At 58.4% G+C, this 26,310-nt stretch carries 23 protein-coding genes; 10 read left to right on the forward strand and 13 right to left on the reverse strand.

All coding sequences use genetic code 11. From position 1 onward, the window contains the following. Window positions 1-44: 44 nt before the first annotated feature. Window positions 45-689, reverse strand: a complete 645-nt coding sequence (locus MPRO_RS09490; RefSeq protein ID WP_067290949.1) for an arylesterase — start codon at window positions 687-689, stop codon at window positions 45-47. On the opposite strand from MPRO_RS09490, the gene MPRO_RS09495 reads away from it, so the two are divergent. From MPRO_RS09495 to MPRO_RS09505, 4 genes are all read left to right on the forward strand, one after another. Then, the gene (locus tag MPRO_RS09495; protein WP_067290952.1) at window positions 688-1,383 is read left to right on the forward strand and encodes an ABC transporter ATP-binding protein; all 696 of its coding nucleotides are present in this window, start codon (window positions 688-690) and stop codon (window positions 1,381-1,383) included. The two genes, MPRO_RS09490 and MPRO_RS09495, sit on opposite strands and share 2 nt — an antisense overlap. Continuing rightward, a complete protein-coding gene (locus MPRO_RS09500) occupies window positions 1,380-3,839 on the forward strand; it encodes an ABC transporter permease (RefSeq protein ID WP_067290954.1) in 2,460 nt (819 codons plus the stop codon). The genes MPRO_RS09495 and MPRO_RS09500 overlap by 4 nt, the downstream gene beginning before the upstream one ends. Window positions 3,840-3,941: 102 nt before the next feature. Next, window positions 3,942-4,067, forward strand: a complete 126-nt coding sequence (locus MPRO_RS26495) for a hypothetical protein (RefSeq protein ID WP_257737053.1) — start codon at window positions 3,942-3,944, stop codon at window positions 4,065-4,067. A gap of 27 nt (window positions 4,068-4,094) precedes the next feature. Next, window positions 4,095-4,487 carry a heavy metal-responsive transcriptional regulator gene (locus MPRO_RS09505; protein ID WP_067290958.1) on the forward strand — a complete coding sequence of 131 codons (393 nt, stop codon included), beginning with the start codon at window positions 4,095-4,097 and terminating at the stop codon, window positions 4,485-4,487. Window positions 4,488-4,598: 111 nt separating this feature from the next. Here the strand turns inward: MPRO_RS09505 and rpiA are convergent, their stop codons facing one another. Further along, a complete protein-coding gene (gene rpiA, locus MPRO_RS09510) occupies window positions 4,599-5,273 on the reverse strand; it encodes a ribose-5-phosphate isomerase RpiA (protein WP_067290961.1) in 675 nt (224 codons plus the stop codon). Window positions 5,274-5,422: 149 nt separating this feature from the next. Between rpiA and ilvA the strand changes: the two genes are divergently transcribed. Next, a complete protein-coding gene (ilvA, locus tag MPRO_RS09515) occupies window positions 5,423-6,940 on the forward strand; it encodes a threonine ammonia-lyase, biosynthetic (protein ID WP_067290964.1) in 1,518 nt (505 codons plus the stop codon). A gap of 73 nt (window positions 6,941-7,013) precedes the next feature. On the opposite strand, the gene MPRO_RS09520 is transcribed toward ilvA, so the two are convergent. From MPRO_RS09520 to MPRO_RS09560, 8 genes are all read right to left on the reverse strand, one after another. Beyond that, window positions 7,014-7,310: a hypothetical protein gene (locus MPRO_RS09520; RefSeq protein ID WP_067290967.1), complete on the reverse strand. Its 297-nt coding sequence runs from the start codon at window positions 7,308-7,310 to the stop codon at window positions 7,014-7,016. 296 nt (window positions 7,311-7,606) lie between these two features. Then, entirely contained in the window at window positions 7,607-7,912 is a 306-nt protein-coding gene (locus tag MPRO_RS09530; protein WP_067290973.1) for a hypothetical protein, read from the reverse strand. A 215-nt stretch (window positions 7,913-8,127) separates the two neighbouring features. Further along, window positions 8,128-8,628, reverse strand: a complete 501-nt coding sequence (locus tag MPRO_RS09535; RefSeq protein ID WP_067290977.1) for a hypothetical protein — start codon at window positions 8,626-8,628, stop codon at window positions 8,128-8,130. 174 nt (window positions 8,629-8,802) lie between these two features. After that, window positions 8,803-10,419, reverse strand: a complete 1,617-nt coding sequence (locus MPRO_RS09540; RefSeq protein WP_067290980.1) for a TRAP transporter large permease — start codon at window positions 10,417-10,419, stop codon at window positions 8,803-8,805. 16 nt (window positions 10,420-10,435) lie between these two features. Beyond that, window positions 10,436-11,113 (reverse strand): TRAP transporter small permease, encoded by a 678-nt coding sequence (locus tag MPRO_RS09545; protein ID WP_067290983.1) that lies wholly within the window; start codon window positions 11,111-11,113, stop codon window positions 10,436-10,438. A gap of 166 nt (window positions 11,114-11,279) precedes the next feature. After that, entirely contained in the window at window positions 11,280-12,269 is a 990-nt protein-coding gene (locus tag MPRO_RS09550) for a TRAP transporter substrate-binding protein (protein ID WP_067290986.1), read from the reverse strand. 467 nt (window positions 12,270-12,736) lie between these two features. Next, window positions 12,737-14,110 (reverse strand): sigma-54-dependent transcriptional regulator, encoded by a 1,374-nt coding sequence (locus MPRO_RS09555; RefSeq protein ID WP_082708607.1) that lies wholly within the window; start codon window positions 14,108-14,110, stop codon window positions 12,737-12,739. Window positions 14,111-14,148: 38 nt separating this feature from the next. Beyond that, a complete protein-coding gene (locus MPRO_RS09560) occupies window positions 14,149-16,422 on the reverse strand; it encodes an ATP-binding protein (RefSeq protein ID WP_067290992.1) in 2,274 nt (757 codons plus the stop codon). Window positions 16,423-16,611: 189 nt separating this feature from the next. Between MPRO_RS09560 and MPRO_RS09565 the strand changes: the two genes are divergently transcribed. Next, window positions 16,612-18,918 (forward strand): Tex family protein, encoded by a 2,307-nt coding sequence (locus tag MPRO_RS09565; RefSeq protein WP_067290995.1) that lies wholly within the window; start codon window positions 16,612-16,614, stop codon window positions 18,916-18,918. Between the two features lie 105 nt (window positions 18,919-19,023). Next, the gene (gene gshA, locus MPRO_RS09570) at window positions 19,024-20,589 is read left to right on the forward strand and encodes a glutamate--cysteine ligase (protein WP_067290998.1); all 1,566 of its coding nucleotides are present in this window, start codon (window positions 19,024-19,026) and stop codon (window positions 20,587-20,589) included. Window positions 20,590-20,666: 77 nt separating this feature from the next. Here gshA and MPRO_RS09575 read toward each other — a convergent pair whose 3' ends face one another. After that, window positions 20,667-21,068 carry a flagellar basal body-associated FliL family protein gene (locus MPRO_RS09575; RefSeq protein ID WP_067291002.1) on the reverse strand — a complete coding sequence of 134 codons (402 nt, stop codon included), beginning with the start codon at window positions 21,066-21,068 and terminating at the stop codon, window positions 20,667-20,669. 182 nt (window positions 21,069-21,250) lie between these two features. Here MPRO_RS09575 and MPRO_RS09580 point away from each other — a divergent pair, with 182 nt between their 5' ends. Both MPRO_RS09580 and MPRO_RS09585 read left to right on the forward strand, forming a co-directional pair. Continuing rightward, window positions 21,251-21,736, forward strand: a complete 486-nt coding sequence (locus tag MPRO_RS09580) for an Rsd/AlgQ family anti-sigma factor (RefSeq protein WP_067291005.1) — start codon at window positions 21,251-21,253, stop codon at window positions 21,734-21,736. Window positions 21,737-21,739: 3 nt separating this feature from the next. Next, entirely contained in the window at window positions 21,740-22,717 is a 978-nt protein-coding gene (locus MPRO_RS09585; RefSeq protein WP_067291010.1) for a WD40 repeat domain-containing protein, read from the forward strand. Window positions 22,718-22,826: 109 nt separating this feature from the next. On the opposite strand, the gene MPRO_RS09590 is transcribed toward MPRO_RS09585, so the two are convergent. Together MPRO_RS09590 and MPRO_RS09595 are read right to left on the reverse strand one after the other, a co-directional pair. Continuing rightward, a complete protein-coding gene (locus tag MPRO_RS09590; RefSeq protein WP_067291013.1) occupies window positions 22,827-23,552 on the reverse strand; it encodes an FKBP-type peptidyl-prolyl cis-trans isomerase in 726 nt (241 codons plus the stop codon). A gap of 69 nt (window positions 23,553-23,621) precedes the next feature. Then, on the reverse strand, window positions 23,622-24,146 hold the full coding sequence (locus MPRO_RS09595; protein ID WP_067291017.1) for a TIGR02444 family protein: 525 nt from the start codon (window positions 24,144-24,146) through the stop codon (window positions 23,622-23,624). 119 nt (window positions 24,147-24,265) lie between these two features. On the opposite strand from MPRO_RS09595, the gene MPRO_RS09600 reads away from it, so the two are divergent. Then, entirely contained in the window at window positions 24,266-26,185 is a 1,920-nt protein-coding gene (locus MPRO_RS09600) for an ATP-binding cassette domain-containing protein (RefSeq protein ID WP_067291020.1), read from the forward strand. Window positions 26,186-26,310 lie beyond the last annotated feature (125 nt).

Consider the following 26,310-nt stretch of genomic DNA (forward strand, 5'->3'; position numbering starts at 1 on the left):
AAAGGCACCCTCGGTGCCTTTTTTTGTGCGCAAAAAACCTCCGTTTAACCCGCTTCTGTTAGCGCCTGTGCGGCAGGCGCCCGCAGTTCCTGCAGCAGAATATCCAACTGCCTCCAGACATTTTCCAGCAACCGCGGCTGGGCTTCGCTATTGGGATGCAGGCCGTCGTTTTGCATTAAGGCTCGCTCCAGCGCAACACCGTCCATCAAAAAGGGAACTCGCGCGACCTGTTGTGACTCAGACAACTCTGCGAAGATAGAATAGAAACCATCGCTATAGCGCGGACCGTAATTCGGCGGCAGGCGGATGCCCAGCAGCAGCACCTGAGCACCAGCCTCCTGTCCCAGAGTGATCAGATGGCTCAGGTTCTGGCGTATAACAGGCAAAGGTGTGCCACGCAGGCCATCGTTGGCACCCAGCTCCAGAATCAGAATATCGGGCTTATGCTGTGCCAGCAGAGCCGGCAGCCGGGTAATACCCCCCTGGGTCGTTTCGCCGCTGATGCTGGCGTTAACGACCTCGACATTGGCGGATTGCTGTTCGATACGCTGGCGCATCAGGGCAACCCAGCCCTGTTCAACCGGCATGCCATAGGCTGCGGACAGGCTATCCCCCAGAACCAGAATGGATTGTGCAGCCCCTATACCGGGCACTAATAACACACAGACAAATAGCAGCAGGCGGAACATGGACTCTCCAAAACCAGATCAAGTTGTCGTTTCGGCCCACGCGGTCAGCAAAAAGTTCCACACCCAGGGCGGAGAGTTACAGCTGTTCGAGAACCTCAACCTTGAAGTTCGCCGTGGCGAAAGCCTTGCCATTATTGGTCCCTCCGGCGCTGGCAAGTCAACCCTGCTGAGCATGCTGGCCGGGCTCGATCAGCCCAGCACGGGCATGATCCGACTCGCCGGCAGCAACCTGGCCGAACTGGACGAGACAGCCCGCGCCCGGCTGCGGGCCCGTTCGGTCAGTTTTGTGTTCCAGTCCTTCCATCTCCTGCCGGAGCTTAGCGCGCTGGACAATGTGCGCCTGCCACTGGAAATTCGCGGCGAAGCCGACAGCGAACAGCAGGCTCAGCACTGGCTGTCCCAGGTAGGCCTGGCAAGCCGGGCCGAACATCTGCCGGGCCAGCTGTCCGGCGGCGAGCAGCAGCGCGTCGCTATTGCGCGGGCCTTCGCCACCCGCCCTGACATCCTCTTTGCCGATGAACCCACCGGCAATCTGGACAGCGAAACCGGCGCCAGCATTGTCGATCAGCTGTTCGGCCTGAATGCCCAGCAACAGACAACGCTGATTCTGATTACCCACGACAGCCAGCTGGCGAGTCGCTGCTCCCGTCGCCTGCAACTGCGCCAGGGTCAACTGCTGGAGACCACAGCATGAGCCAGGCGGTACTGCGACTTGCCCGCCAACAGGCCTTCAGCAGCCTGCGCAGCCCCGAATGGCGCGCCCTGCTGGCAGCCCTGCTGGTAGCCATCACCCTGATTTCACTGCTGACCCAGCTGGGCGACCGGCTGGAGCAAAGCCTCAATAGGCGCACCGCCGAACTGCTCGGCGCCGATCTGGTACTGCGCGCCGAAGAACCCGCAGTACTGGCAACCCAAGGCGCCATTCGCAGCAGCCGGGTGGCGCAGTTCCCCACCATGATCGAAGCCGGCGATGAAATGATGCTGGTCTCGGTGCGGGCCGTCACCGATCCCTACCCCCTGCGCGGCGCCATAGTCACGGAACCCGCGCAGCACCCGGACATCCCGGAACCGGGTACTGCCTGGGCGGAGCCCCGCATCTTCGAAATGCTGCAGCTTGAGCCTGGCGATACGGTACAGCTGGGATACAGCAAGTTTCGCCTCAGCCACCGCCTGATGAGTTCACCGGATCGCGGCAGCGGCTTTCGCAGTTTCAGCCCGGGACTGATTATGCGTTCCGATGCGCTGGAGGCCACAGGCGTTATAGCTCCTGGCAGCCGGGTTGAGTACCGTCAGCTGTTTGCCGGGCCCGCCGGTGCCGTTGCGACCCTGGAAGAACAGCTGCGGGAAAATCTCGGGCCAGACGAACGCCTCTACTCCCTGAGCGCCGACCAGCCCATGACCGGTCGCGCACTGCGCAACGCCGAACTCTACCTGCGCCTGAGCGCCCTCTTTGCCCTGCTGCTGGGCGCCCTGACCATCACCCTGAGCCTGAGACGCTATAATGCGGCGCAGCATTCCCGTGCCGCCTTGCTGCTGAGCCTGGGGCTGGAGAATCGCCAGCTCCTGCTGCTCTACGGTTACCAGTTGCTGTTCGGCTGGATCATCTGCGCCCTGCTCGGCACGGCGCTGGGCTTTGGGCTGCAGCAACTGCTGGTACAGCTCATTGGTGACCTTTTGCCGCAGCCCGTACCTCAGGCAGGCATCGCCGCCATGAGCAGCGGAGCCCTGATCGGCCTGTTACTGCTAACAACACTGGGCCTGCCGGCCTTCTATCGCCTGAGCCAGGTGTCCGTGGTGGCACTGTTTCGCGAAACCAGCCTGCCATCAAACATCCGCTCACGTCTAATTCAGCTGCTGGGCTTTGGGCTGCTGGCGGGGCTGATGAGTGTTTATATTGAATCCCTGACACTGGCCCTGCTGTTACTCGGCGCCCTGACCCTCAGCGGCCTGGTGGTCGGCTGGCTGGCCCAAGCCTTACTGCAGCGCCTGGCCGAGGGGTTCCGCCACCGCATGCGCCTTGGCAGCCTGCTGCTGCTGCGCATTCGCCAGCAACGCAAATGGCACCGCCTGCAGGCCGCCACCATGACCCTGCTGCTGACCATGCTCGCCACCCTGATTATTGCCCGCGGCGACATGCTGCAGCAGTGGCGTACCCAGTTTCCGCCCGATACGCCGAACTATTTTCTTATCAATATTCAGCCCTGGGAAAAAGAACCTCTGGATCAGTTATTTGCCAGCAACGACCTGAGCCCTGCGCTCTACCCCATGATTCGCGGGCGCATCAGCAGCCTCAACGACACTCCGCTGGCCGAGGTCACGCTATCGACGGAGCAACGGCGACACAACGCGCTGCGGCGTGAACTCAATCTGACCTGGACTGAGCAGATGCCAGACAATAACAGCCTGCTCAGTGGCAGCTGGTGGCAGGGGACGCCATCCGAACCGCTGATATCAGTGGAGCAGGATCTGGCCGCAGCCATGGGAGTCGATATCGGCGACAGGGTGAGCTTCCAGATCGGCAGCCAGCTGATTCAAGCAGAGGTCAGCAATATACGCGCGGTGCAGTGGGAGTCATTTACCCCCAACTTTTACGTGATTTTCTCGCCCGGTGCGCTGGATAATCTGCCAGCCACCTATATCACGGCGCTGCGCCTGGACGGCGAGCAACGCACGCTTGCCCGCACGCTGCTGCAGCAGTTTCCGACCCTGACCCTGATCGATATCGACCAACTGCTTAATCAGGCCCAGGCGCTGATCGAAAAGCTGGTGGACAGCTCGAGCATGATTCTGGCGCTGACACTGCTGGCGGGGCTGTTATTGCTGGTGGTGACACTGATGCAGGAGCTGGAACGACGCCGCTATGAAAGTGCGTTACTGCAGACCCTGGGCGCAACGCCGGGGCAAAGCCGCCAGCTGGATCTGCTGGAACTGCTCTGGCTAGGTCTGATCTGCGGTGGCCTGGCCGCCGTGGCGAGCGAGGCTATCCTCTGGCTGATCAGTGCCCGCGTGTTGCAGATACCTCTGACACTGCATCCGCTGAGCTGGCTCTTGCTGCCACCATTGTCGGCGCTGCTCTTTACCGGCATAGGTGCGCTGATCCGCAAGCCGCTGGATCAGGCGCGCTGTTACAGCCTGCTCAAGGCCAACTGATGCTCGCAAGGGTGGCGGCGCATACAGCTATAAAGGCTACTATTTTATTGGTAGAATCGCGGCAATTACTGCTTTTAAAACTTAAACAGACAGGGATACAAGATGGCACATCACGACGAGAACTTCCGTGATCCTGCGGGCTACGGCTGGGTTTTCATTAATCTGCTGGCACTGCTCTGGATCACGATGCCGGTCAGCATCGCGCTGATCAAGATCGTACAGTGGTAAGACTGCGCCTGCAGTCGGGCAACTGACATGAGTCAGCTGCGCATTGGCGATATCGCCAAAGGATCAGGCCTTAGCGTCGAAACCATTCGGTATTACGAACGCCGCGGCCTGATCAGTCCTCTCGGTCGCCTGCCATCGGGCTACCGCTGTTACGACGCACACACCCTTGAACGTCTGCACTTTATCGTGCGCTGCAAGTCGCTCGGTTTTACCCTGGATGAAATTCAGGAACTGCTGCTGCTCGATCCCAACGCCGAGTCGGCGCAGGTCAAGACGAAGGTGGATCTGCGCATTCAGCAGATCGAAGAAAAGATTACACAGTTGCGTGAACTGCAACATTCACTGCATCAGCTGTCCGATCTGTGCTCCGGCAAAGGGCCCGTTTCAGACTGCCCGATCATCGACACTCTGAAACACTAACTCTCCACCGCTGCCCACAAGACCAGACCCACTGTGCTCAAACCCCAGCGCCCTAAAACAGTAGCGCCCTGAATCAGCAGCGCCCTGAAAGCGACCCGCGATGGATAACGACTACGGCGCCTTGATGGTCTCCACGCCGGTGGTCGTCCCCATCAACACGACGTTCGCCGCTCGGCGGGCAAAGAGCCCGTTGGTGACGACGCCGACCAGGTTGTTAAGCTCGGTTTCAAACGCCTTGGGATCGCGAATTTTCAGATTGTAGACATCCAGAATCAGGTTGCCATTGTCGGTGACAAAACCTTCGCGCAGCTCCGGCTGTCCGCCCATGCGTACCAGCTCCCGGGCCACCAGCGAGCGCGCCATCGGAATCACTTCCACCGGCAGCGGGAAGGCACCCAGGCAGGACACCTGCTTGGAAGCATCGACGATACAGACGAACTCTTTGGCCGCCGCCGCGACAATTTTTTCCCGCGTCAGCGCACCGCCACCGCCCTTGATCAGGTTCAGCTCGGCATCAAACTCGTCGGCGCCATCAACATAGGTATCCAGCCCCGTCACCGCATTGAGGTCGTATACCGGGATACCATGGCCACGCAGCCGCTCGGCGGTTGCCTCTGAACTGGCCACTGCGGCCTCAAACAGATGCTTGATGCCCGCCAGCTCGTCAATAAAGAAGTTCGCCGTTGAACCCGTGCCCACTCCCACTATGGACTCAGGCTTCAGGCCACCCTTGATATAGTCCAGAGCCGCCCGCGCAACAGCCTGCTTCATTTCATCCTGCGTCATCACACTTGAACCCATATGCTAGTAAGGCGATAAATTATACGCCCTGTGCCGGCGCGCTTGTAGACGAAAGCGGTGCCAGCTTATACCATTTCCTGCTCTTTGCGGCCGCGACCTGCGCCGCCAGACCTAACTTATGGCACTGCATCCCCATGGCTCATCGATATATCAAGAAGATTTTGGAGGCGCGTGTCTATGACGTAGCCATCGAGACCCCACTGGATTATGCCCGCAGCCTGTCTGAACGGCTGGACAACCGGGTGCTCCTCAAACGTGAAGACCTGCAACCGGTGTTCTCGTTCAAGCTGCGTGGCGCCTATAACAAGATGGCTCAGCTCAGCGCCGCGGAAAAGGCCAAGGGCGTGGTTACCGCATCGGCCGGCAACCACGCTCAGGGGCTGGCCTATTCGGCCCGCCACATGAGCGTCAAGGCGACCATCGTCATGCCCAAGACCACACCGGACATCAAAGTCAGCAACGTCAAGGCACTGGGCGGCAAGGTCATACTGCACGGCGATACATTTGAGGAAGCCAAGACCTACGCCGAGCGACTGGTCGAAGAAAAGGGTCTGGTCTATGTACCGCCCTACGATGATCCCGATGTCATTGCCGGCCAGGGCACCATTGGCATGGAGCTGCTGCACCAGGAAAGCGGCCCCATTGATGCCGTTTTCGTCCCCGTGGGTGGAGGCGGACTGATCGCCGGTATCGCGGTCTACATCAAATACCTGCGCCCCGACGTCAAGGTAATAGGCGTCGAGTCCGAGGATTCCGCCTGCCTGCACGCAGCCCTGGCTGCGGATGAGCGGGTCAAGCTGTCACAGGTTGGCATCTTCGCCGAAGGCGTGGCCGTGGCCCAGATAGGCCAGCACACCTTTGATCTGGCGCGACAGTATGTCGATGAAGTCATCACCGTCACCACCGACGAGATCTGCGCGGCCATCAAGGATATCTTCGATGACACCCGCTCGATCTGCGAGCCGTCCGGCGCCCTGGGCGTGGCGGGTCTGAAGAAATATGTGGCGCGCGAACAGTGCAGCGAGCGCACCCTGATTGCCATCGACTCCGGCGCCAACGTCAACTTCGACCGCCTGCGTCATATCGCCGAACGCTCTGAAGTCGGCGAAAAACGCGAAGCCATCATTGCCGCCCGCATACCGGAACGTCCCGGCAGCTTTCGCAAGTTCTGCGCGGCACTGGGCAAGCGCAACATCACCGAGTTCAACTACCGCTACAGCGACGACAAGGAAGCCATCGTCTTTGCCGGCATCCAGACCAGCCCCCAGGGCCCGGGGCGCGCCGCCCTGCTGAGTGAACTGCGGGAACACCTCGACGAAGTCATAGATCTGACCGACAACGAGATGGCCAAGCTGCATATCCGCTATATGGTCGGCGGCCACGCACCTGCAGCCGTAAACAATGAAGTGGTATTTCGTTTCGAGTTTCCGGAACGCCCAGGGGCGCTGATGAAGTTCCTCAGCAAGCTAGGCGGACGCTGGAACATATCCATGTTCCATTACCGCAACCACGGCGCAGCCTACGGGCGCGTACTGGTGGGCATGCAGGTTCCCGCCGAGGAACATGAGCAGGTCAAAGCTTTCCTGACAGAGATCGGCTACAACTTCTGGGATGAAACCGACAACACCGCCTACCGTCTGTTCCTCGGCTAGCAATATTTGCCGGCCACAAAAAAGCCCCGAAGGTGCAAACCGTCGGGGCTTTTTTACAGGCTAATGGCAGCCCTTATTTAACCAGTTTAGCGGTGGCCGCTTCGCTTGCTTTGGTGGCCAGGCCGGAGAAGGCTTCGCCCTGGGCCTTGAGCAGTTCAAACAGCGCCTTGCTCGAATCCATATTGAAAGTCACCAGATCCTGCGGAGTCTTCAGCGTCTTGGCCTTGTCGGCATTGGCTTTGAAGAAAGCGGCCAGTTCTTCGCCGCTTTTTTTCTGCAGTTCAATCGACTGGCTGATGGTGCTGGTCTGGAGTTCAACCAGAGACTGCACGGTTTCAAAAGCGGTCTTGATAGTCGCGTTGGTGCTCATGATGTCATTCCTCTTCAGTTAAATTGTGCACTGCACAATAATGCTGATTATACCCATCCGGATACGCCTGACAACTAATTTGTGCACTGCACAATAAATAATAATCAGGCCTGTTTCGCGCTGCCTGCGGTCACCCTTAGACGGCCAGGTATAGGCGCCGGCCAGCGCCCCAAATCCGGACCTCAGACGCAAAAAGGCCCCGCAGATTTTCATCTTAGGGGCCTTTCTGTGTGCGGCTTGTCGGACTCGGCCCGGCAGCAATGCTGCGAGACAGGATCAGACCACAACCAGTCGACTTACTTGGACAGCTTGCTGAACTCGGAAGCAGCAGCGTCACGAGCTTCATTAGCGATAGCGGTGAAAGCTTCGCCCTGGCCTTTCAGCAGCTCGAACAGAGCAGCGTTGGTATCGACATTGAACTTGATCAGGTCTTCAGGTGATTTCAGCTCTTTGGCTTTTTCAACTTCAACCTTGAAGAAGGCTGCCAGCTCTTCGCCGGTTTTCTTCTGCTGTTCAACAGATTTGGTGATAGCAGCAACCTGGATGTTCATCAGAGTCTGCATAGCTTCAAAAGGCTTCTGGAAATCTACGGAATTAGTCATCACTTCTCTCCCAAGTTCAAGTTGTTGTGCACCGCACAATTAAGCTGATTATAGAGCGAATGCCGACAGGATCAAGCACTTTTTTGTGCAGTGCACAAAAGCTTTATCAGCCCGTTTTCGCCACCAGCTCAAGCCTGCCACAGGCTCTTTGCTGTTTTATGAAAAAACCTGTGGAAAAAACATATAAATGCAGGGCCGCATGGGTGCATCGCGGCTTAGGGCGTTTCCGGCGAGTGGCGAAAATCGCTGCTAAAAAAAGCCTGCAGCGTAAAGACAGCCAGCGATATTATGCCCCAGGCGAGCCCCAGCACCACGCCGGCATCAACAATTCCCCGCCAGGGCTGAGCCAGTAAATGCACCAGTTGCACCAGCACAATGATCCCCAGTGTCAGGCAGATGGTGATGATCTGACGCTTGCGCTGCACATGGAAAAAGCCCATGCAAAAAAGCGGCGCCAACAGCAGCCGTAGCGGCGTGACATGCTGCGACAGATAATGAATACGCGCTGCCACACGCGGAGAAAAACCACACTGAAATCCGCGATAGCCTTCGGAAAAGCCCATGAACACGAGGCTAAAAACCAGCGCGGCCCAATGGTATGCACTCAACGGCTGGCCAAACATCTGCCAGCTGATCTGGCTCAAACGATAAATGGCACTGCCAAACAGCAGCGCAATGCCACTGAAACCCCAAATTGCCGCAAGAGAACCTAGCACTGTCTTGCCCTGACTGATTCCAAGAGGCGGCTATTATAGCCTTCTGACAGGCATTGGACATCCTTGTGCGCAGCCTCCTGTTCCCTGCACCTTAACGAAAAAAGCCACCTGTGCGAGCAGGTGGCTTTTTGAACGAACAGGCGCCGCAGGGGCCAACCCCATGGCGCTCAGGTTTTACTTGGTAATAAGCTCCGGCCCCATGATGCTGTACGGCAGGAAGGTGGACAGCCAGGGGATGTAAGTCACCAGAATCAGGAACACGAACAGCACCGCCACGAACGGCATGGCTGCTTTGACGACCTGCGCCAGACTCATGCCGGTAATGCCCGAGGTCACGAACAGGTTGAGCCCTATGGGCGGCGTGATCATGCCGATCTCCATGTTTACTACCATGATGATGCCCAGGTGAATCGGGTCCACACCCAGCGCCATAGCGATCGGGAATACCACGGGGGCCACAATAACCAGCAGGCCTGAAGGCTCCATGAACTGGCCACCAATCAACAGCAGCACGTTAACCGCTATCAGGAAGGTAAACCAGTTGAACCCGGCGCCCAGCATCCACTCGGTCACCATCTGCGGAATCCGCTCAGACGACAGCGTATGGGCAAACAGCAAGGCGTTGGCGATGATAAACATCAGCATCACGGTAGTCTTGGTGCCGTCGAGGATTACCTTGCGACTTTCGCCTCCCAGCATGGCCGGGAAAAAGCAGCGCCCGACTGCCACCAGGTTGCGACTCCAGACCGGCAGACCTGACCCCAGACAGCGCAGCATGGAGGCATCCAGATCTTTGCCTCGCTTGTATATGTAGAACAGGGCAATCACCAGACTCATGCCCAGACCCCAGGCCGCTCGTTCACCAACGCTGGTTGTTTCGCTCTGCGCGGTGGCAAAGAACGACATGATCATCCAGACCAGAAAGAATGAGACGCCATAGACACTGCCGTTAAAGCCCACCCGGGCTATGGCAGAATCCGTTTCTGCCACCCAGGGTATGCCCTTAAGCGGCCCCATGTCACGGTACACAAAGAGTGCAATCAGCATGGAGTAAACCGCTGCCACCACCGCCGCTTCCGTCGGTGTAAAGACGCCGCCATAAATGCCGCCCATGATGATTACGATCAGGAACAGGCCCCAACCCGCTTCCTTGCCGCCGCTCACTATATTGCCAAAACCCTTCCAGGGCTCAGCCGGCAAATTCTTGATGCGTGCCACCACATAGATGGCCAGCATTAGCATGAAGCCTGCCAGCAAACCCGGAATCACGCCCGCCAGGAACATGCGACCGACCGACACATCGGTAGCGGCGGAATAGACCACCATGACGATGGACGGTGGAATCAGGATGCCCAGGGTACCGGCGTTGGCGATGATACCGGAGGCAAATTCCTTGGAGTATCCCACCTGGCGCATGCCGGCGATGGCAATGCTGCCGATAGCCACCACCGTGGCCGGCGAGGAGCCGGACAGCGCAGCAAACATCATGCACGCCAGTACCGACGCCATGGCCAGACCACCGCGAAAATGCCCCACACCGGCAATCGCAAAATTGATCAGGCGCTTGGCCACCCCGCCCGTCGACATAAAGGCCGACGCCAGGATAAAGAACGGAATCGCCAGCAGAGTGTAATGCTGGCCGACACCGAACAGCGATATCGCCACAGAGGACAGCGAATCGGCGGATATAAAGGTGATATACAGGATTGAAGACAACCCCAGGGATATACCGACGGGCAGGCCCAGAAATAGCAGGACCAGCACCATCACAAACAGAATTATTGCATCCACAGCAGGCTCCCCGCTCTCAGTCTTTTAATATGTTCAGGTTTTCTTCGACCAGATCCTTAGCTTCATGCCCGCTGATAAGCATGGGGCGCTTGTCCTGCCAGATATCAATGAACGCCTGCAGTGAGCGGTAAACCAGCAGCGCCAGGCTGATGGGCAATATGAGCAGCACCAGCCAGCGGTGTACACGCGGCTGCAAGCCAAAGGTTTCCTGCATGAATTCGGGGTACCGCAGTTCTTCCACGCCTATGCCGATCTTGTACATCTTGGCCCAGTACTCAATGGCCCCGCCGCGTACATCAACACCGAGCATTGCCAGCCAGGTGGAGTCGAGCAGGATCAGGCCGTACATCAGGGTTGCAAAGGCTCCAAATAGCGACAGCGCCTTGCACAACTTGTGTGGTACCGCATTGAGCAAGATATCCACGCCCAGGTGAATACCGGTTTTAATGCCATAACTCATACCCAGCAGAATCAGCCAGGAAAACGCCAGGGTGTTGAACTCAAGCGCGGCAGACCAACCGGTGTTGAAACCGTAACGCGCAATCACCTGCCCAAAAGACACCAGCATGATGGAGCTGATCACCAGCACCAGCAGGTTTTCTTCGGCCTTGGCCATCGCGGTGGGAAACAGCTTCTCCAAAATCCAGAGGATAATGATGAAGACCAGTAGATATAAGTGCGGCCAGTAGTCCATAGGAGACACCATTCAGGAATCAGGCCGTGGCCAGCCTGGAACAAATTAAAGGAAATAACTTGATGGCAACGACAGCACAGGACTATCGCTAACCGGGGTGAGCGGGCCCAGGCCAGAACGGCCTGAGCCCATGCCCGGCATCAGTCGCTGATGCCGGGCGCAACCATCAGGAACCGGCTGCGGTTTTGATCAGATCGGCACCGATTTCGCCTTCGAACTGATCCCACACAGGCTTCATGGTATCAACCCACTTCTGACGCTGAGCATCATCCAGGGTGTTGATCTTGCCTTTGGCCTCCAGGATGTTGGCACGGTTGGCAGCTTCCGCCGCCTTCACTTCTTCGTTGGCCGCCTGAGTTACTTCATCAGCAATGGCCAGGAACTGCTCGCGCGCTTCAGGTGTGAGACTGTCCAGAAACTCGGTCGATGTCATGAACAGGTAAGCCAGCAACTGATGGTTGGTTTCGGTCACGCTGTCCTGCACTTCGAAGAATTTCTGAGTGTAGATGTTGGACCAGGTATTTTCCTGACCATCCACCACGCCGGTCTGCAAAGCGCCATAGACTTCTGCAAACGCCATTGGCTGCGGCGAAGCGCCCATGGCCTCGATCATGGCCTTGGCCACATCTGAGGTCTGTACCCGGAATTTCATGCCCTTTGCATCAGATGGCGCGATCAGGGGCTTGTTGGCCGAAAAGTATTTCATGCCGGACATCCAGTATCCCAGACCGACAAAACCAACATCTTGCATTTCGTTCAGCAGACCCTTGCCGGCATCAGACTTGGTGAAACGAATAGCTGCATCCATGTCCTTGAAGATGAACGGCAGATCAAAGACGCCATATTTGGAGCTGTAGGAACCAAACTTGGACAGGGAAGGCGCCAGAATCTGCACGTCACCCAGTAGCAAAGCTTCAAGTTCCTTGCTGTCGCCAAACAGGGTGGAGTTCGGGAACACCTCAACACAGAGCACGCCATTCATTTCTTCGTTGACGCGCTGGGCAAAATTATTGGCTGCAACCACCTTGGGGTGGGTTGTTCCGCCGGTCACATGGCTCAGCTTGGCGACGATCTCACCGCTCTCGCAGGAGGCGAACGCCGTAGTGGCAGAGATGGACAGCGCAAGAGCAGAAAGGGCCAGAGTGAGTTTTTTCATATTATTGTATCTCCATAGAGGTCTGTACTTATGAGCTGCAAGCCAACCGCGGCAAGCGCCCACCGGAACGTGCAACACATATAGACAAGCACAGGACGTGCCAACAATATAAAAACCCAGCATAAGCAAGGCCGGCAGCGCTCATAAGCTCTGTTTATGGTAGCAGTGAAATAAAAAAACAGCGGGAAATGACGGAAATTCACCCATAAAAACAATAACAATGTGCGGATAACCACCCATTTTCGATAGGGCTGGGCCCCAGCGCCACTCAGACGAGAAAAAGGAGGGAATAAACCGAAAATCACCGTTGGCGAAGCCTGGCTAATACCACTGCGGCCATTGCAGCCGCCATTACGACACTGCGTCGCTCGCCAAACCGGTGTTTAAGACACTGAAAGCAAGGGATCGGACGGGAGACATGGCGGGCTTGGGCGGTTTTCCGCCCAAGCCTGACTCAGGCAGCCAACTTACTTGAAATCACTCTTGTCCAGGCCGTACTTTTTCATCTTGTCATAGAGTGTTTTGCGCGGCAGGCCCAGAAACTCGAGGGTGTCCCGAATAGAACCACCGGTACGCGACAGTGCCGCCTGAATCAGCATTTTTTCAAAACGCTCTACCTGATCCGGCAACGACAGGGTAGCGCCGCCATCGTTGTCGATAATCAGGCGGTTATCAAAATCAAAGCTGCCGGACTCTCCCAGCAGCACATAACGTTCGGCCAGGTTGCGCAATTCGCGCACATTGCCGGGCCAGTCGTGCAACATCAGGCTGTGCAGGCGCTCGGCCGAGAGCGTCGGTATCTCGCGGTTGTACTGCGCCGAGGCCACCAGTGCAAAATGCTGGAACAGCAGGCCTATATCCTCGCGCCGCTCACGCAGCGGCGGTATATCGAGCCGCACCACGTTGAGCCGGTAGTACAAATCTTCACGAAACTCGCCTCTGGCCGCCAGCGTCTTGAGGTCGGTCTTGGTGGCCGCGATCACGCGCAGATTCAGCGCTATGACTTCATTGGACCCCAGGCGCTCAATGGCGCGTTCTTCCAGCACCCGCAACAGCTTGATCTGCAGCGCCAGCGGCATGCTCTCAATCTCGTCGAGGAACAGGGTGCCGCCATTGGCATGCTCAAACTTGCCGATACGTCTTGTGCGCGCATCGGTAAAAGCGCCCTTTTCGTGCCCAAAGAGCTCGGACTCGATCAGACTTTCCGGCACGGCGCCGCAGTTGATCGCGACAAAATTATGATCACGCCGTCCGCTGTGTTCATGGATATAGCGTGCCATCAAATCCTTGCCGGCACCTGTTTCCGCCTGAATCAGGATATCCGCCGGCGCATCCGCAATGCTGTGCAGCAGGCGCCGCAGCTGGGTTACCGCCGGTGCATTGCCGAGCAGGCGCGGCCCAGGTGCACTCTGGGCTTCAAGCTCCAGTTTGAGACGCCGGTTTTCAATGGTCAGGGCGCGCTTTTCCATGGCCCGGCGCACCACATCGAGCAACAAATCCGCTGCAAAGGGCTTTTCGATAAAGTCGTAGGCTCCGGCGCGCATGGCGGAGACCGCCATGGAAATATCACCGTGGCCGGTAATAAGGATCATCGGCAGGTCGGCATCAATGGCGCGTACCCGCTCCAGCAGTTCTAGCCCATCCATGCCGGGCATGTTGATATCGGAGATCAGTACCCCGTTCCAGTCGTCACTGAGCAGTTCCAGCACCCGCTCGCCCCGCTCCAGCGTCGTTACATCGTAACCGGCCAATTCCAGCGTCTGGCCCGCCGCCAGACGAATATGCTTCTCGTCATCGACCAGGATAATGGGGCGACAGGCCAGGTTCTTGTTCATCGACATAGGCAAATGGGTTCACTCAATATCAGGGCCCAAGCGGGCTATTCGGTGATCGTGGGTTGAGGTACCAGCCGCAGCTCCAGCGTAAAACAGGCACCGCCATCGGGATGGTTGCTGGCACGCAGACAGCCGCCCAGGCTTTCGATAATGCGATGGGATATCGACAACCCCAACCCAAGCCCCTGGCCGGCCTTCTTGGTGGTAAAGAATGGTTCGAACAGGTGCTCCAGATACTCCGGAGATATACCGGGACCTGAGTCCCGCACGCTCAGTTGCACCGTATCATCACTGCACTCAAGGCCGATGTCGATGCGCCCTGCGGGCTGATCTTCCAGTGCCTGCATCGCATTGCCGATCAAATTCACCAGCACCTGCTCGAGACGCAGGATATCACCCAGCACATAGATATGTTCAAGCCCTGCCTGCCAGTGAATGCTTACTGACTGTCGATCCAGCTGACCATAGAGAATCGACATGGCACCATCACGAACCGCCTTGAGGCACACCGGTTCCGGCGCCCCGCTGCTGACCCGGGCAAACTCCTTCAGCGGGTGAATGATCTTGGCCATGCGTTCAGTGAGCTGCGATATTTCTTCCAGATTGGCCAGGGCACGCTCAGGGCGCTCCCGCTCCAGAAAGACACGGCCATTGTCGGCATAACTGCGAATGGCGGTCAGGGGCTGGTTCAGTTCATGGTTGATACCGGCTGACATCTGACCCAGCACTGCCAGCTTGGCAGTCTGGATCAGCTCGTTCTGGGTTTGCTGATGCTGGGTCATTTCCTGCTGCAAGCGCGCATTGGCCAGGGTGAGATCCTGGGTCCGTTGCTCCACCCGGCTTTCAAGCAACAGCTGCGCACGCTGCAGCTGCGTTTCCTGCTGCTTGCGCTCGGTAATATCGTGAATCGTCACTATAAAGTGCCGCTCACCATTGGCCGCCATGCGCCCGATGGTGAGCTCAATAGGAAACAGCGTCTGATCTGCACGCAACGCCGCCGCCTCTATATGCAGCTCCCGCGTGCCATCATCGGCTTCAGTGGTAATGTGCTGCCAGCACACAGCCCTGTCGGGATGCGCCAGCAGCTTGCTGAAATACTCGCCGCGGATGTCGTCTTCACGGTAGTGGAACAGCTTTTCTGCGGTCGGATTGCAGGATTCAACACGGCCCTGACCATCGAGCGTAATCAGCCCGGCCTGGGTATTGTCGATAATGGCGCGAATACGGGCGTCATTTTCTTCCAGCGCATGCAGTTCACGCTGGCGAAACAGTGCCCGTTCCTGCGTGATACGGTTACGCGCCAGCACGAACAGCACCAGCAACAGCAAGGCACAATAGATAATGGCTGTCAGCAACAGGGCGCGGAACACTCTCTGCTCCACGGGCTTCATGCTCGCCAGCACCGCCACACTGAGTCCGCTATTGGGCACCGGGCTGTTCTGCAGCAGATAATGTCGCGTACGCACGCCATCCAGGCTCGGATTATCCTGCCGCGAACCCTCCACCAGCGTAATCAGCTGACTGCCATCCGGGCCCTTGTCACGCCAGAGGATATCCAGCGATGTCAGCTCCTGGGCACCGTAACGCAGGCTGTCGACGATGCGATACAGGTCCGGCTGAGTTAGCGGCCTGAGGGTGCGGAACTTCCAGTCCGGCCGGGTGGAGATCACGATAATGCCGTCTTCGTCGGTCACCAGGATATCCAGCAGAGGATCGTTCCAGTCACCTTCTATATCATTGAGGTCAATTTTGACGGCGATAACGCCGGTGACTTTGCCCCCAATGCGCACAGGATAGGAATAGAAATAGCCGCGTTTTTTCGAGGTAGTGCCCAGCGCAAAGTAACGCCCGGCATGACCCGCCATCCCCTGCTGGTAATAAGGCCTGAAGGAAAAGTTCTGGCCAATAAAGGTACGCTCCTGCGCCCAGTTGCTGGCGGCGATGGTTTCCCCCGCCGCATTCATCAGATAGGCATCGGTGGTGCCTATGGTCGTGTTGACCTGTTCGAGATAGAGGTTGGCGCGCATGCGCGCATCGGCGTCACTCTGATGCAGCAGCGCATTCAGCAACTCCGAATGCGACGCCAGCAATTGGGGCAGATCCTTGTAGCGATCCAGCTTCTGTTGCAGGCTCAGGGTATAGCGATTCATGTCTGCGGCACTGCGCAGTTTAACGTCCTGCATCGCCTGCTGGCGCACCAGCACAGACACCTGTGCCATCAGAAACAGGAACAGCAGCAACAGCAGTATTACCGCCACCGGACGCTGGGCCCGTACAGGTGATATCGAAGTCAGGGAAGCTCGTTGAGTATCATTCATAGTCAGGCCACATTATGCGCCGGCCGGCATGAACTTGAAATAGCGTCGCCGCGCCCTTACTGTGTGCCTGAGTTCCATTGACTGGCTCATGCCTGCCGACAGCTTCCAGGGTGCTGTATCGCACTGTCCACTCGTTAAACTCCAGCACCCTGCGCCCAAGTCGCCGGGCAACCTGGCAAGAGATTCACCATGCAGATTGAAAAGCTGATTGCCAGCGAGCTGAATGCCCGCACCGAACAGGTTAATGCCGCCATACGGCTGCTTGATGAGGGCGCCTCAGTGCCCTTTATTGCCCGTTACCGCAAGGAAGTCACCGGCGCTCTGGATGATACCCAGCTGCGTACCCTGGAACAGCGCCTGGGCTATCTGCGCGAACTGACAGAGCGGCGCAGCAGCGTACTGGAGAGCATCCGCAGCCAGGGCAAGCTCAGCGCGGAACTGGAGCAGCAGATTCTTGCCGCCGATACCAAAAACCGGCTCGAGGACCTGTATCTGCCCTTTCGCCCAAAACGCCGAACCCGTGCCCAGAAGGCCCGCGAAGCCGGCCTCGAGCCCCTCAGCGACGCCCTGCTCGGCGGCAAAGGTCAGGGGTCGCCTGAGCAGCAGGCGCAGAGCTATGTAAACCCCTCGGCCGGTATCGAATCCCCGGCCCAGGCGCTGGAAGGCGCGCGCCATATACTGATCGAACGCCTGGCCGAAAATGCCGATCTGCTTGCCTCGGTGCGCAGCTGGCTTTGGCAGCAGGGAGAACTGCTGGTCACTGTGGCCAAGGGCAAGGAAACCGAAGGACAGAAGTTCAGCAACTATTTCGACTACCGAGAGCGCTGTGGTCGCATTCCTTCACACCGGGCGCTGGCTATTCTGCGCGGGCACCAGGAAGGCGTGCTGCGTTACAGTCTGCAGCCTCCCGCAGGCCAGGAAAAGGAAGGTACGCAGCGAATCGCCAGACACTGGCAGCTGCGTGCCGGCAATGGCAAGGCACAGCTCTGGCTCGATGAAACCCTGCAGCAATGCTGGACGCAGAAGCTGCTGCCGGGTATCGAGAATGACCTGGTACGCCAATTGCGCAGCGCAGCCGAGGCCGAAGCCATCCAGGTGTTTGCCCGCAATCTGCGTGACCTGCTGCTGGCCGCCCCGGCCGGCCAGCGCGCGACCCTGGGGCTGGACCCTGGCCTGCGCAGCGGCGTCAAGGCCGCCGTGGTCGATGCCACCGGCAAGCTGCTGGCCTATGAAACCCTCTATCCCCATGCTCCCAGCAAACGCTGGGATCAGGCGCTGGCATCACTGGCGAAGCTCTGTCGCAGCCATAATGTCGAGCTGATCGCCATCGGCAACGGCACCGCGTCGCGCGAAACCGAACAGCTGGCCCGCGAACTGGCGGAAAAAGAACCCGCGCTCTCGCTGATGCCTGTGGTGGTGAGCGAGGCCGGCGCCTCGGTCTATTCGGCGTCTGAGCTGGCCGCCAAGGAATTCCCCGATCTCGATGTCACTATCCGTGGCGCGGTCTCCATCGCCAGACGCCTGCAGGATCCGCTGGCCGAACTGGTCAAGATCGAAGCCAAGGCCATAGGTGTGGGTCAGTATCAGCATGATGTCGATCAGAGCGCACTGGCACGCATGCTCAACGCTGTGATCGAGGACTGTGTCAACCATGTCGGTGTTGATCTCAATACCGCCTCGGTGGAGCTGCTCAGCCAGATTGCAGGCCTGAGCCGCAGCGTCGCCAGCAACATAGTCGAACACCGCAACCAGCAGGGCGCCTTCAGCCGGCGCCAGCAGCTGCTGAAAGTGCCGCGTCTGGGCCCCAAGGCCTACGAGCAGTGCGCCGGTTTTCTGCGCATTCGCAACGGCGCTCAGGCACTGGACAACTCCGCCGTACACCCCGAAGCCTATCCGCTGGTTGAGCGCATGGCCGCCCAGCTCGGCTGTTCCCTGAGTCAGCTGATTGGCGACTCAGGCCGCCTGGCGCAACTCAACCTCGGCGCCCTGCGCTCGGATCGGTTTGGCGACTACACTCTGACCGATATAGTGCGGGAACTGGAAAAGCCCGGCCGCGATCCGCGACCTGAGTTTCACAGCGCGCGCTTCGACGATGCCATTACCAGCATGGCCGATCTGACAACCGGACTGCAGCTTGAGGGGGTAATCACCAATATCACCAACTTCGGCGCCTTCGTGGATATAGGCGTACACCAGGACGGGCTGGTGCATATATCGGAGCTGGCTGACCGTTTTGTGAAAGACCCCCATGACCTCGTCAGCACCGGCCAGATTGTGCAGGTACGGGTGGTCTCCGTGGATGCCAAGCGCAAGCGCATCGCCCTGAGCATGAAGTCGCAGAACAAGAGTGGTGAAGCCCAAAAACCGCCACACACTGCCAGCGCCGCGTCTAAGTCCGCATCAAGGCCAGCCGCCAGACCAGCGGAAAAACCCGTGGCCCCAGCCGAAGGATCCCTGGCCGCCAAGCTTAGAGCCGCCGGGCTGAGCAAGGGCTGAGCCACGCAGAATTCACGGCGGAAACAGCCCCACGCTTTCTCCGTCTTAATTATTGACCGGTTGGTTTATAATAGCCGCCGTTTCTCACGCTAAAGGGGCAGGAACTTGTCTGCAGCACTTCAAAAGCAGCTGGACCAGTTGGTCCAAAATGGTCAGGCAGTATTGCTCAAGGGCATCCTGCATGGCATCGAAAAGGAAGGCCTGCGGGTTGACGCAAAGGGCCAACTGTCCCAGGCGGAGCACCCCCGTGCGCTGGGTTCAGCGCTCACCCACAGCTATATAACAACGGACTATTCCGAAGCCCTGCTGGAGTACATCACACCGGTTTTCAAGCGCTCGGAAGACGCACTGTCCTTCCTGGCGGACCTGCATCGCTTTGGCTACGGGCCCCTGGGTGATGAACTCATCTGGTGTACCAGCATGCCGTGCGATATCCCGGATGAAGAAAGCATCCCCATCGCCCACTTCGGCAGCTCCAATGTCGGCCAGCTCAAACATGTCTACCGTACCGGGCTCAAGCATCGCTACGGCAAGATGATGCAGACCATCGCCGGCATTCACTACAACTTTTCTCTGCCAGAAGCCCTGTGGCCGGCATTGCAGCAACAGCAGCAGAATCGGGACAGCCTGCAGGACTTCCGTTCAGAGCAGTACTTCCGCCTGATACGCAACTTCCGCCGCTACGGCTGGGTACTGCTGTATCTGTTTGGCGCCTCCCCGGCCCTGTGCAGCTCCTTCCTCAAGGGACGCAGCCATCAGCTAGAGGCACTGGGCGAGGATACTCTCTACCTGCCCTACGCCACCTCCTTGCGCATGAGCGATCTGGGCTATTCCAACAAGGCGCAGTCATCCCTTGGAATCTGCTTCAACCATCTGAAAACCTACACCGCATCGCTGCACCGGGCCATCCACACCCCGTACGAGCGCTACGATGCCATAGGCGTGAAAGTTGACGGCGAATATCGCCAGCTCAACACCAGCATTCTGCAGATCGAAAACGAATATTACAGCGATATCCGCCCCAAGCGCGTCGCCCACTCCGGCGAGAAACCGCTGCATGCACTGCACACCCGCGGCGTGGAATATGTCGAGATCCGCAACACCGACATCAACCCGCTACTGCCGCTGGGCATTGATCAGCAACAAGCCGACTTTATGGACGCTTTCCTGGTGACCTGTCTGCTGGCCGGCGACGAGCTGATTGATGATGATGAATGCGAGCGCATCAGCGAAAACCTCAAGCGTGTGGTCACACGCGGCAGAGAGCCAGGCCTGACGCTGCAATGCAGTGATAGCGAGCGTTCACTGGCGCAGTGGGGGCACGAAATTCTGGATATGGTTAGCCAAACCGCCACCGTGCTGGATAAAAACGAACACGGCAACACTTTCAGCGATGCCGTTGCGGCACAGCGCCTGAAACTCGACAACCCCGCACTGACGCCCTCAGCGCAGATTCTGACCCAGTTGCTGGAACAGAATATCAGCCACAGCGAGTTCAGCCTGGCCCAAAGCCGGGCGCATCGGGAAGCCCTGCTGCAGAACCCGCTGAGCGAGAAACGCCAAGCCTATTTTAGCGAACTGACCGGCAGCTCACTGAATGATCAGGCCCGTATCGAAGCCGAAGACAGCCTCGATTTCGATCAATACCTGGCCGACTACCTGGCGCAGTAAAAACCAAATGACATGCCCTGTTGTCAGGCACACAAAAACCTGTGGCTGACAGCAGGGCATATGCATGCGCCGCAGCGCTACTGAATGACCAGACTTGTGAAAAACAGATCGGTCACAAAAGGCTCACCCTCTTCCTCCTGCAGCATCGCCTGCACCTGCGCCAGCGCTTCCTTGGCGAGTATCGCCTGCGCATCCGCGCTCGACAATGCCGCCTCGTCCTGCACGCTCAGCAAAAACACAATGTCATTGCGAATGCTGGGCAGGTGATAGTTCACCGCATGATGCCCATCCTCACTGCCAACCTGAAGGGTGATTTCGCATTTTATGAATCGCAGCGGCCCAGTGCCGCCGAAATTGGCCACAAACGGCTTGAGCTCGACATAACCGACATAACCTGACGCGCCCGACTCCTCTTCGGCGGCCCATACCGGCTGCAGCATCAACCCCAACATCAGTCCAAACAGCAGTCTTCGCAGCATTATGTTCCCGTCCCTTACGTTTTCATGGCCCTGGCAGACGGGCCAGTATAGCCCGGGGCCGCAGCAGCGTTAAGGCATAGCCGCAATAACTACAAGCCGTCGCCAACCATTGTCCGGGTTCTATTGCGCCTGCCTTCGCGTTGGGATTAGTATTGGGTCTGACTGAGATAAGGAGCCAAGCAATGCTGGAGAAATGTCGCACTGCGAAAGAACGCTGGGGCGGTGTCAGCGAGATCATCGATCACTTGCTGGAGGAACGACAACTGCTCATCAGTCGTTTCGTCGCGCTCCCAACGCTGGCGCTGAACGAAGAGTTCAAACGGCACACCGAAGCCTTCTGTGATCTGCTGATGGATTATCTGTCCTCCGGTCATTTTGAAGTCTACGAGCAGCTACTGCGCGAAGGCAGCGAATTTGAAGACGGCAGCCTCGAAAAGGCCCAGAAACTGTTCCCGCTGATTCAGCGCAGCACCGATTTCGCGCTGGACTTCAACGACAACTGCGCCAGTCGTCTGGCTGATCTGACGCTGCGCCAGGTACGCGAGTTTTCCGAGCAGCTGTCCCGCCTCGGCGAGATGCTCGAAGAGCGCTTTGAACTTGAAGACCGCATGATCGAAATACTGCACAACTCACACCGCGATCTGGTGCTGGCCGAAAACAGGGAATAAGGCATGCGCACCACCCTGGCCGCCGGTACGGTGGCCACTCTGGCAATACTGCTGTCAGGCTGCAGCCGCACCGATACGCCGGTCTCATGGCATGAGTACGCCCTGCAGGGCGCATACTCCGCCAGCCTGTCCGAGCAGGGCCGCTTTGGCCTGATAGGTTCCATTCAGCACGGTGCTAGCCTCTGGGATACCAGCAGCAACGCCCGTCTGTTCAGCTGGAATCACCAGCCAGGCCAATACTCCATTATTGCCGCCACCGCGCTGTCACCGGACGAAAGCTTCGCCGCTACCGCCGGCCAGCAGGATCTGGTGCTTTGGAACCTGATCAGTGGCCAGGCTGTGTGGTACTGGAGCTCACCGGCCGAAATTCTGGCCATGGACCTCAGCCGTGGCGCCGACTATGCCCTGTTGGGACTCGCCAACCACGAAGCGGTCTATTTCGATATCAAGAATGGCGGCGTCAAACGCAGCCTGCGTCACGATGCTCGGGTACGTGCCGTAGACCTGAGCCTGGATGGGCGCCTCGCCCTGACCGGCTCCGACGCCTACAAGGCCAAGCTCTGGGATCTGCAATCCGGCGCGCTGTTGCAGACGCTGGAGTTTGGCAATCAGGTCGATACCGTAGCGTTATCCCCCGACGGCCGTTTGGCCTTTAGTGCCGGCAACCTTGATCGGGCGGTCATCTGGGATACGGCCAGCGGCGAAGTGCTGCATACCCTGTCCGACTTCGGCAGCCTGTTTCAGCGTCGCATGAGCTTTCTCAGTGCGCGCTTTTCCAGCAATGGCGAGCAGTTGCTGACCGGTAGCGCCGCAGGCTTCGTGCAGCTCTGGGATGTCGCCAGTGGACAGGAGCTGCGCCGCTGGGAGCTACACAAGCGCGCCGCCTACGGCCCGACCAGCACCGCCACCTATGCCGTCGCCTTTTCCAGCGACGGCTACTACGCCATCGGCTCCAACGGTCTGATCAACCTGCTGCGTTAAAAGCCAGCGTCGATCCTTTGCAGCGCGGCACTAACACCTCCCCTGCAATCGAAAAAAAACCCGCAGCTCAGGCTGCGGGTTTGCGGATAATCCATGCGCTATCGGCTAATTACTTGGCGGCGGCTTCGGCCTGAACTTCTTCTGCCTGTGGATTGATTTCCAGCAGCTCGACTTCAAACACCAGTGTTTCGTTAGGGCCTATTGCATTGCCCATGCCGCCTGGGCCGTATGCCAGCTCAGCCGGAATCACCAGGCGGGCCTTGCCGCCTTGCTTCATCAACTGCAGACCTTCGGTCCAGCCCGGAATAACACCGTTGAGCGGAAAGGAAACCGGCTCGCCACGGGAGTAGGAGCTATCGAATTCGGTACCGTCGATCAGCTCACCCTTGTAGTGCACCTTGACGGTATCGGCGGCAGCAGGATTAGCACCCTTGCCAGCGGTCAGTTCTTCGTATTGCAGACCGGACTCAGTAGTGGTGACTGCCTTGTTTTTGCCGTTATCGGCCTGATAGGCCGCGCCCTTGTCGAGGTTGTCCTGAGCGACCTGGGCGAATTCCTGCCGCTGCTCTTCCATTTTCTTCATCTGGAAGGCCTGCATGACCTGCCCTACCTGCTCCTGATCCAGCAGCGGCTCCTCGCCCTTGTAAATGGTTTCAACGCCATGCCGGAAGGCATCTATGTCCAGCGTATCAATATCCTGCTTGAGCTTGTCGCCAAGGATCAGACCCAGGCTGTAGCTCAGCTTCTTGTCTTCGGTATCCAGCGCGTCAGCCTGAGCGGCCGATGTCACTGCGACCAGAGAGGCCATGGCTACTGCCAGAAACGTTTTCTTCATTCCAAATTCCCTACTGATAATGCTGAATGTCGTTGTTTAGTGACCGATTTAACTCTAAAGTTCACGCCATTACCACTGCAATTGCAGCACCTGCCGGGCAGGCACTGGCCCCGCCGCAGCCTGGACCAGAACCTGCAACACAGCCAACAGACCAGGTTTAGGCTCCATAGCTTCCAGGCTCAGGTACTGGCCGATGTTCTGTAGCAGCAGGTCCCCGCAGGTAACAGGCGCCATCACCGGCCAGTCGCGACCGAGCGCAAACAGCCAGGCCAGCTCCACCTGCTCCGCGGCCAGCTCTGCCTGACGCAACGCCTGATAACAGCGTTCCAGTTCGGGCTCATGCTGGCGCTGTGTCCGCACCTGGTAGCGCAGCACGCGCAGCGGCTCTGTGGTACTGTGCTGCCACTGCGACGCTTCGCAGGTACGCAGCTGTTGCGCCTGCAAGGCCCGGCCTTCGGTCGCCAGCCAGCAGCAAAAGAGCAGGCGATTAACACTGAGCGACCACTCCTGTTGCAGCTGCAGACACGCCGATTCAACACCCGGTCTGGCATAGAGTTGCAACGCATAGTCCCAAAGGTCGTTGTGCAGCTTCATCGAACGCCTCCCCTAATACCGGGAGACGCAGTTCGAATATGTCCGCCTCGCAACTGCGGACCCGTGATCAGCGCCATTGAATTAGTCTTAATCTCGACAGGTTGTTAAAATTCGCCACCATGATTCAGATATCCCAGCTTAACCTCCAGCGCGGCATTCAGCGTCTGCTGCACCAGGCCAACCTGACCATCCATCATGGATGGAAAACCGGCATCATCGGCGCCAATGGCGTCGGTAAGTCAAGCCTGTTCAAACTGATCCTGGGCGAGCTGCAGCCGGATTCCGGTGACCTGCAAATCGCCGGCAACCTGACCATCTCACACATGGCGCAGGAGGTCACGTCGGTTGAGCGCCTCGTACTCGACTATGTACTGGATGGCGATGCGCAGCTGCGTCAGGTAGAGCGGGAGATAGCGGCGGCTGAAGCCGACCAGCAACACCATCACCTGGGTGAGCTCCACGCCAGACTCGACAGTATCGACGGCTACAGCGCCGAAGCTCGGGCGCACCTGTTGCTGAATGGCCTGGGCTTTATGCCAGGCGACGCCAGCCGCCCTGTGGGGGATCTGTCAGGCGGCTGGCGTATCCGTCTCAACCTGGCCCAGGCACTGATGTGCCGTTCCGACATACTGCTGCTTGATGAGCCTACAAACCACCTGGATCTGGATGCCACCCTCTGGCTGGAACAGTGGCTGCGCCAGTATCCCGGCACCCTGCTGCTGGTATCCCATGACCGCGACTTTATCGACAATGTGGTCAGTCATATAGTGCATATGCATAACGAGCAGCTGGACCTGTACAAGGGTAACTACAGCGCCTTTGAACGCATGCGTGCCGAGCGCCTGGCACAGCAGGACGCTCAGTTCCAGAAGCAGCAACAACGCGTATCCGAAATCGAGAGTTTTGTACGCCGCTTCCGTGCCAAGGCCACCAAGGCCAAACAGGCCCAGAGCCGCCTGAAAGAACTCGAGCGCATGGAGCTGATAGCACCGGCCCATGTGGATAGCCCGTTCAGCTTCCGCTTTACCCCGGCAGACAAGGTGTCCAACCCCTTGCTGACACTGCACAAGGCCGACTGCGGTTATGCCGGCAAACCGATCATGCAGCAGCTTAACCTGTCACTGGCACCCGGCGCCCGCATTGGCCTGCTGGGCCCCAACGGCGCCGGCAAGTCGACCCTGATCAAAACCCTGGTGGGCGACCTGCCCCTGCTCAGCGGCGAGCAGCGCGGCGGCGAGCACCTCAAGGTCGGCTACTTTGCCCAGCATCAGCTCGAAGCACTGGACCTGGAAGCGTCGCCGCTGCTGCATATCAAACGCCTCTCCCCCAAATCGAGCGAGCAGCAGGTACGTGACTTTCTTGGCAGCTTCGGTTTCTTCGGCGACGACGCCATGGAGCCGGTCAAGCGTTTCTCCGGCGGCGAAAAAGCCCGTGTGGCACTGGCGCTGATCGCCTGGGAAAGACCCAACCTGCTGCTGATGGATGAGCCCACCAACCATCTGGATCTGGAGGTTCGCCACGCCCTTACCCTGGCGCTGCAGACATTCGAAGGCGCGCTGATTCTGGTGTCCCATGACAGGCACCTGCTGCGCAATACTGTGGATGAATTCTGGCTAGTGGCTGACGGTAAGGCTCAGCCGTTCGATGGCGACCTTGACGACTACCACAGCTGGCTGGGGGATCGCCGTCGTCAGGCGCCCGTCGAGGTTGAGAAAACAGATCTTAGCCGCGGCAACAGCGCCGCCGATCGCAAGGAGCAAAAGCGCCTGGAGGCACAGAACCGGGCCAAGCTGAGACCCCTGCGCCAGCACATCGAGAAGCTGGAACAGCAGCTCGAAAAGTGCAGTTCGCAACTGAGCGACATTGAAGCCCAGCTGGGTGACAGCGAGATCTATCAGGACGCCAACAAGGAAAAACTCAAAACCCTGCTGGGTCAGCAGGCCGACCTGACACGCAAGTCACAGCAGATTGAATCCGAATGGCTGGAGCAGCAGGAAGCCCTAGAAGCACTGGAGCAGAGCCTGGAGGCGAGCGACTAGGAGGCTGTCCGAGAATGCTAGCCGTAGCGAGAGCCGACTGATTTGAGCGGGTTTTTGCGGTGTTTTAAGGCGAATAGTGGTTCTATTTAACACAAAACAGCACAAAAAACAGCCAAACTAAGGTG

Origin of the sequence: Marinobacterium profundum (assembly GCF_001528745.1) — a bacterium.
GTDB classification, from domain to species: Bacteria; Pseudomonadota; Gammaproteobacteria; order Pseudomonadales; family Balneatricaceae; genus Marinobacterium_A; species Marinobacterium_A profundum.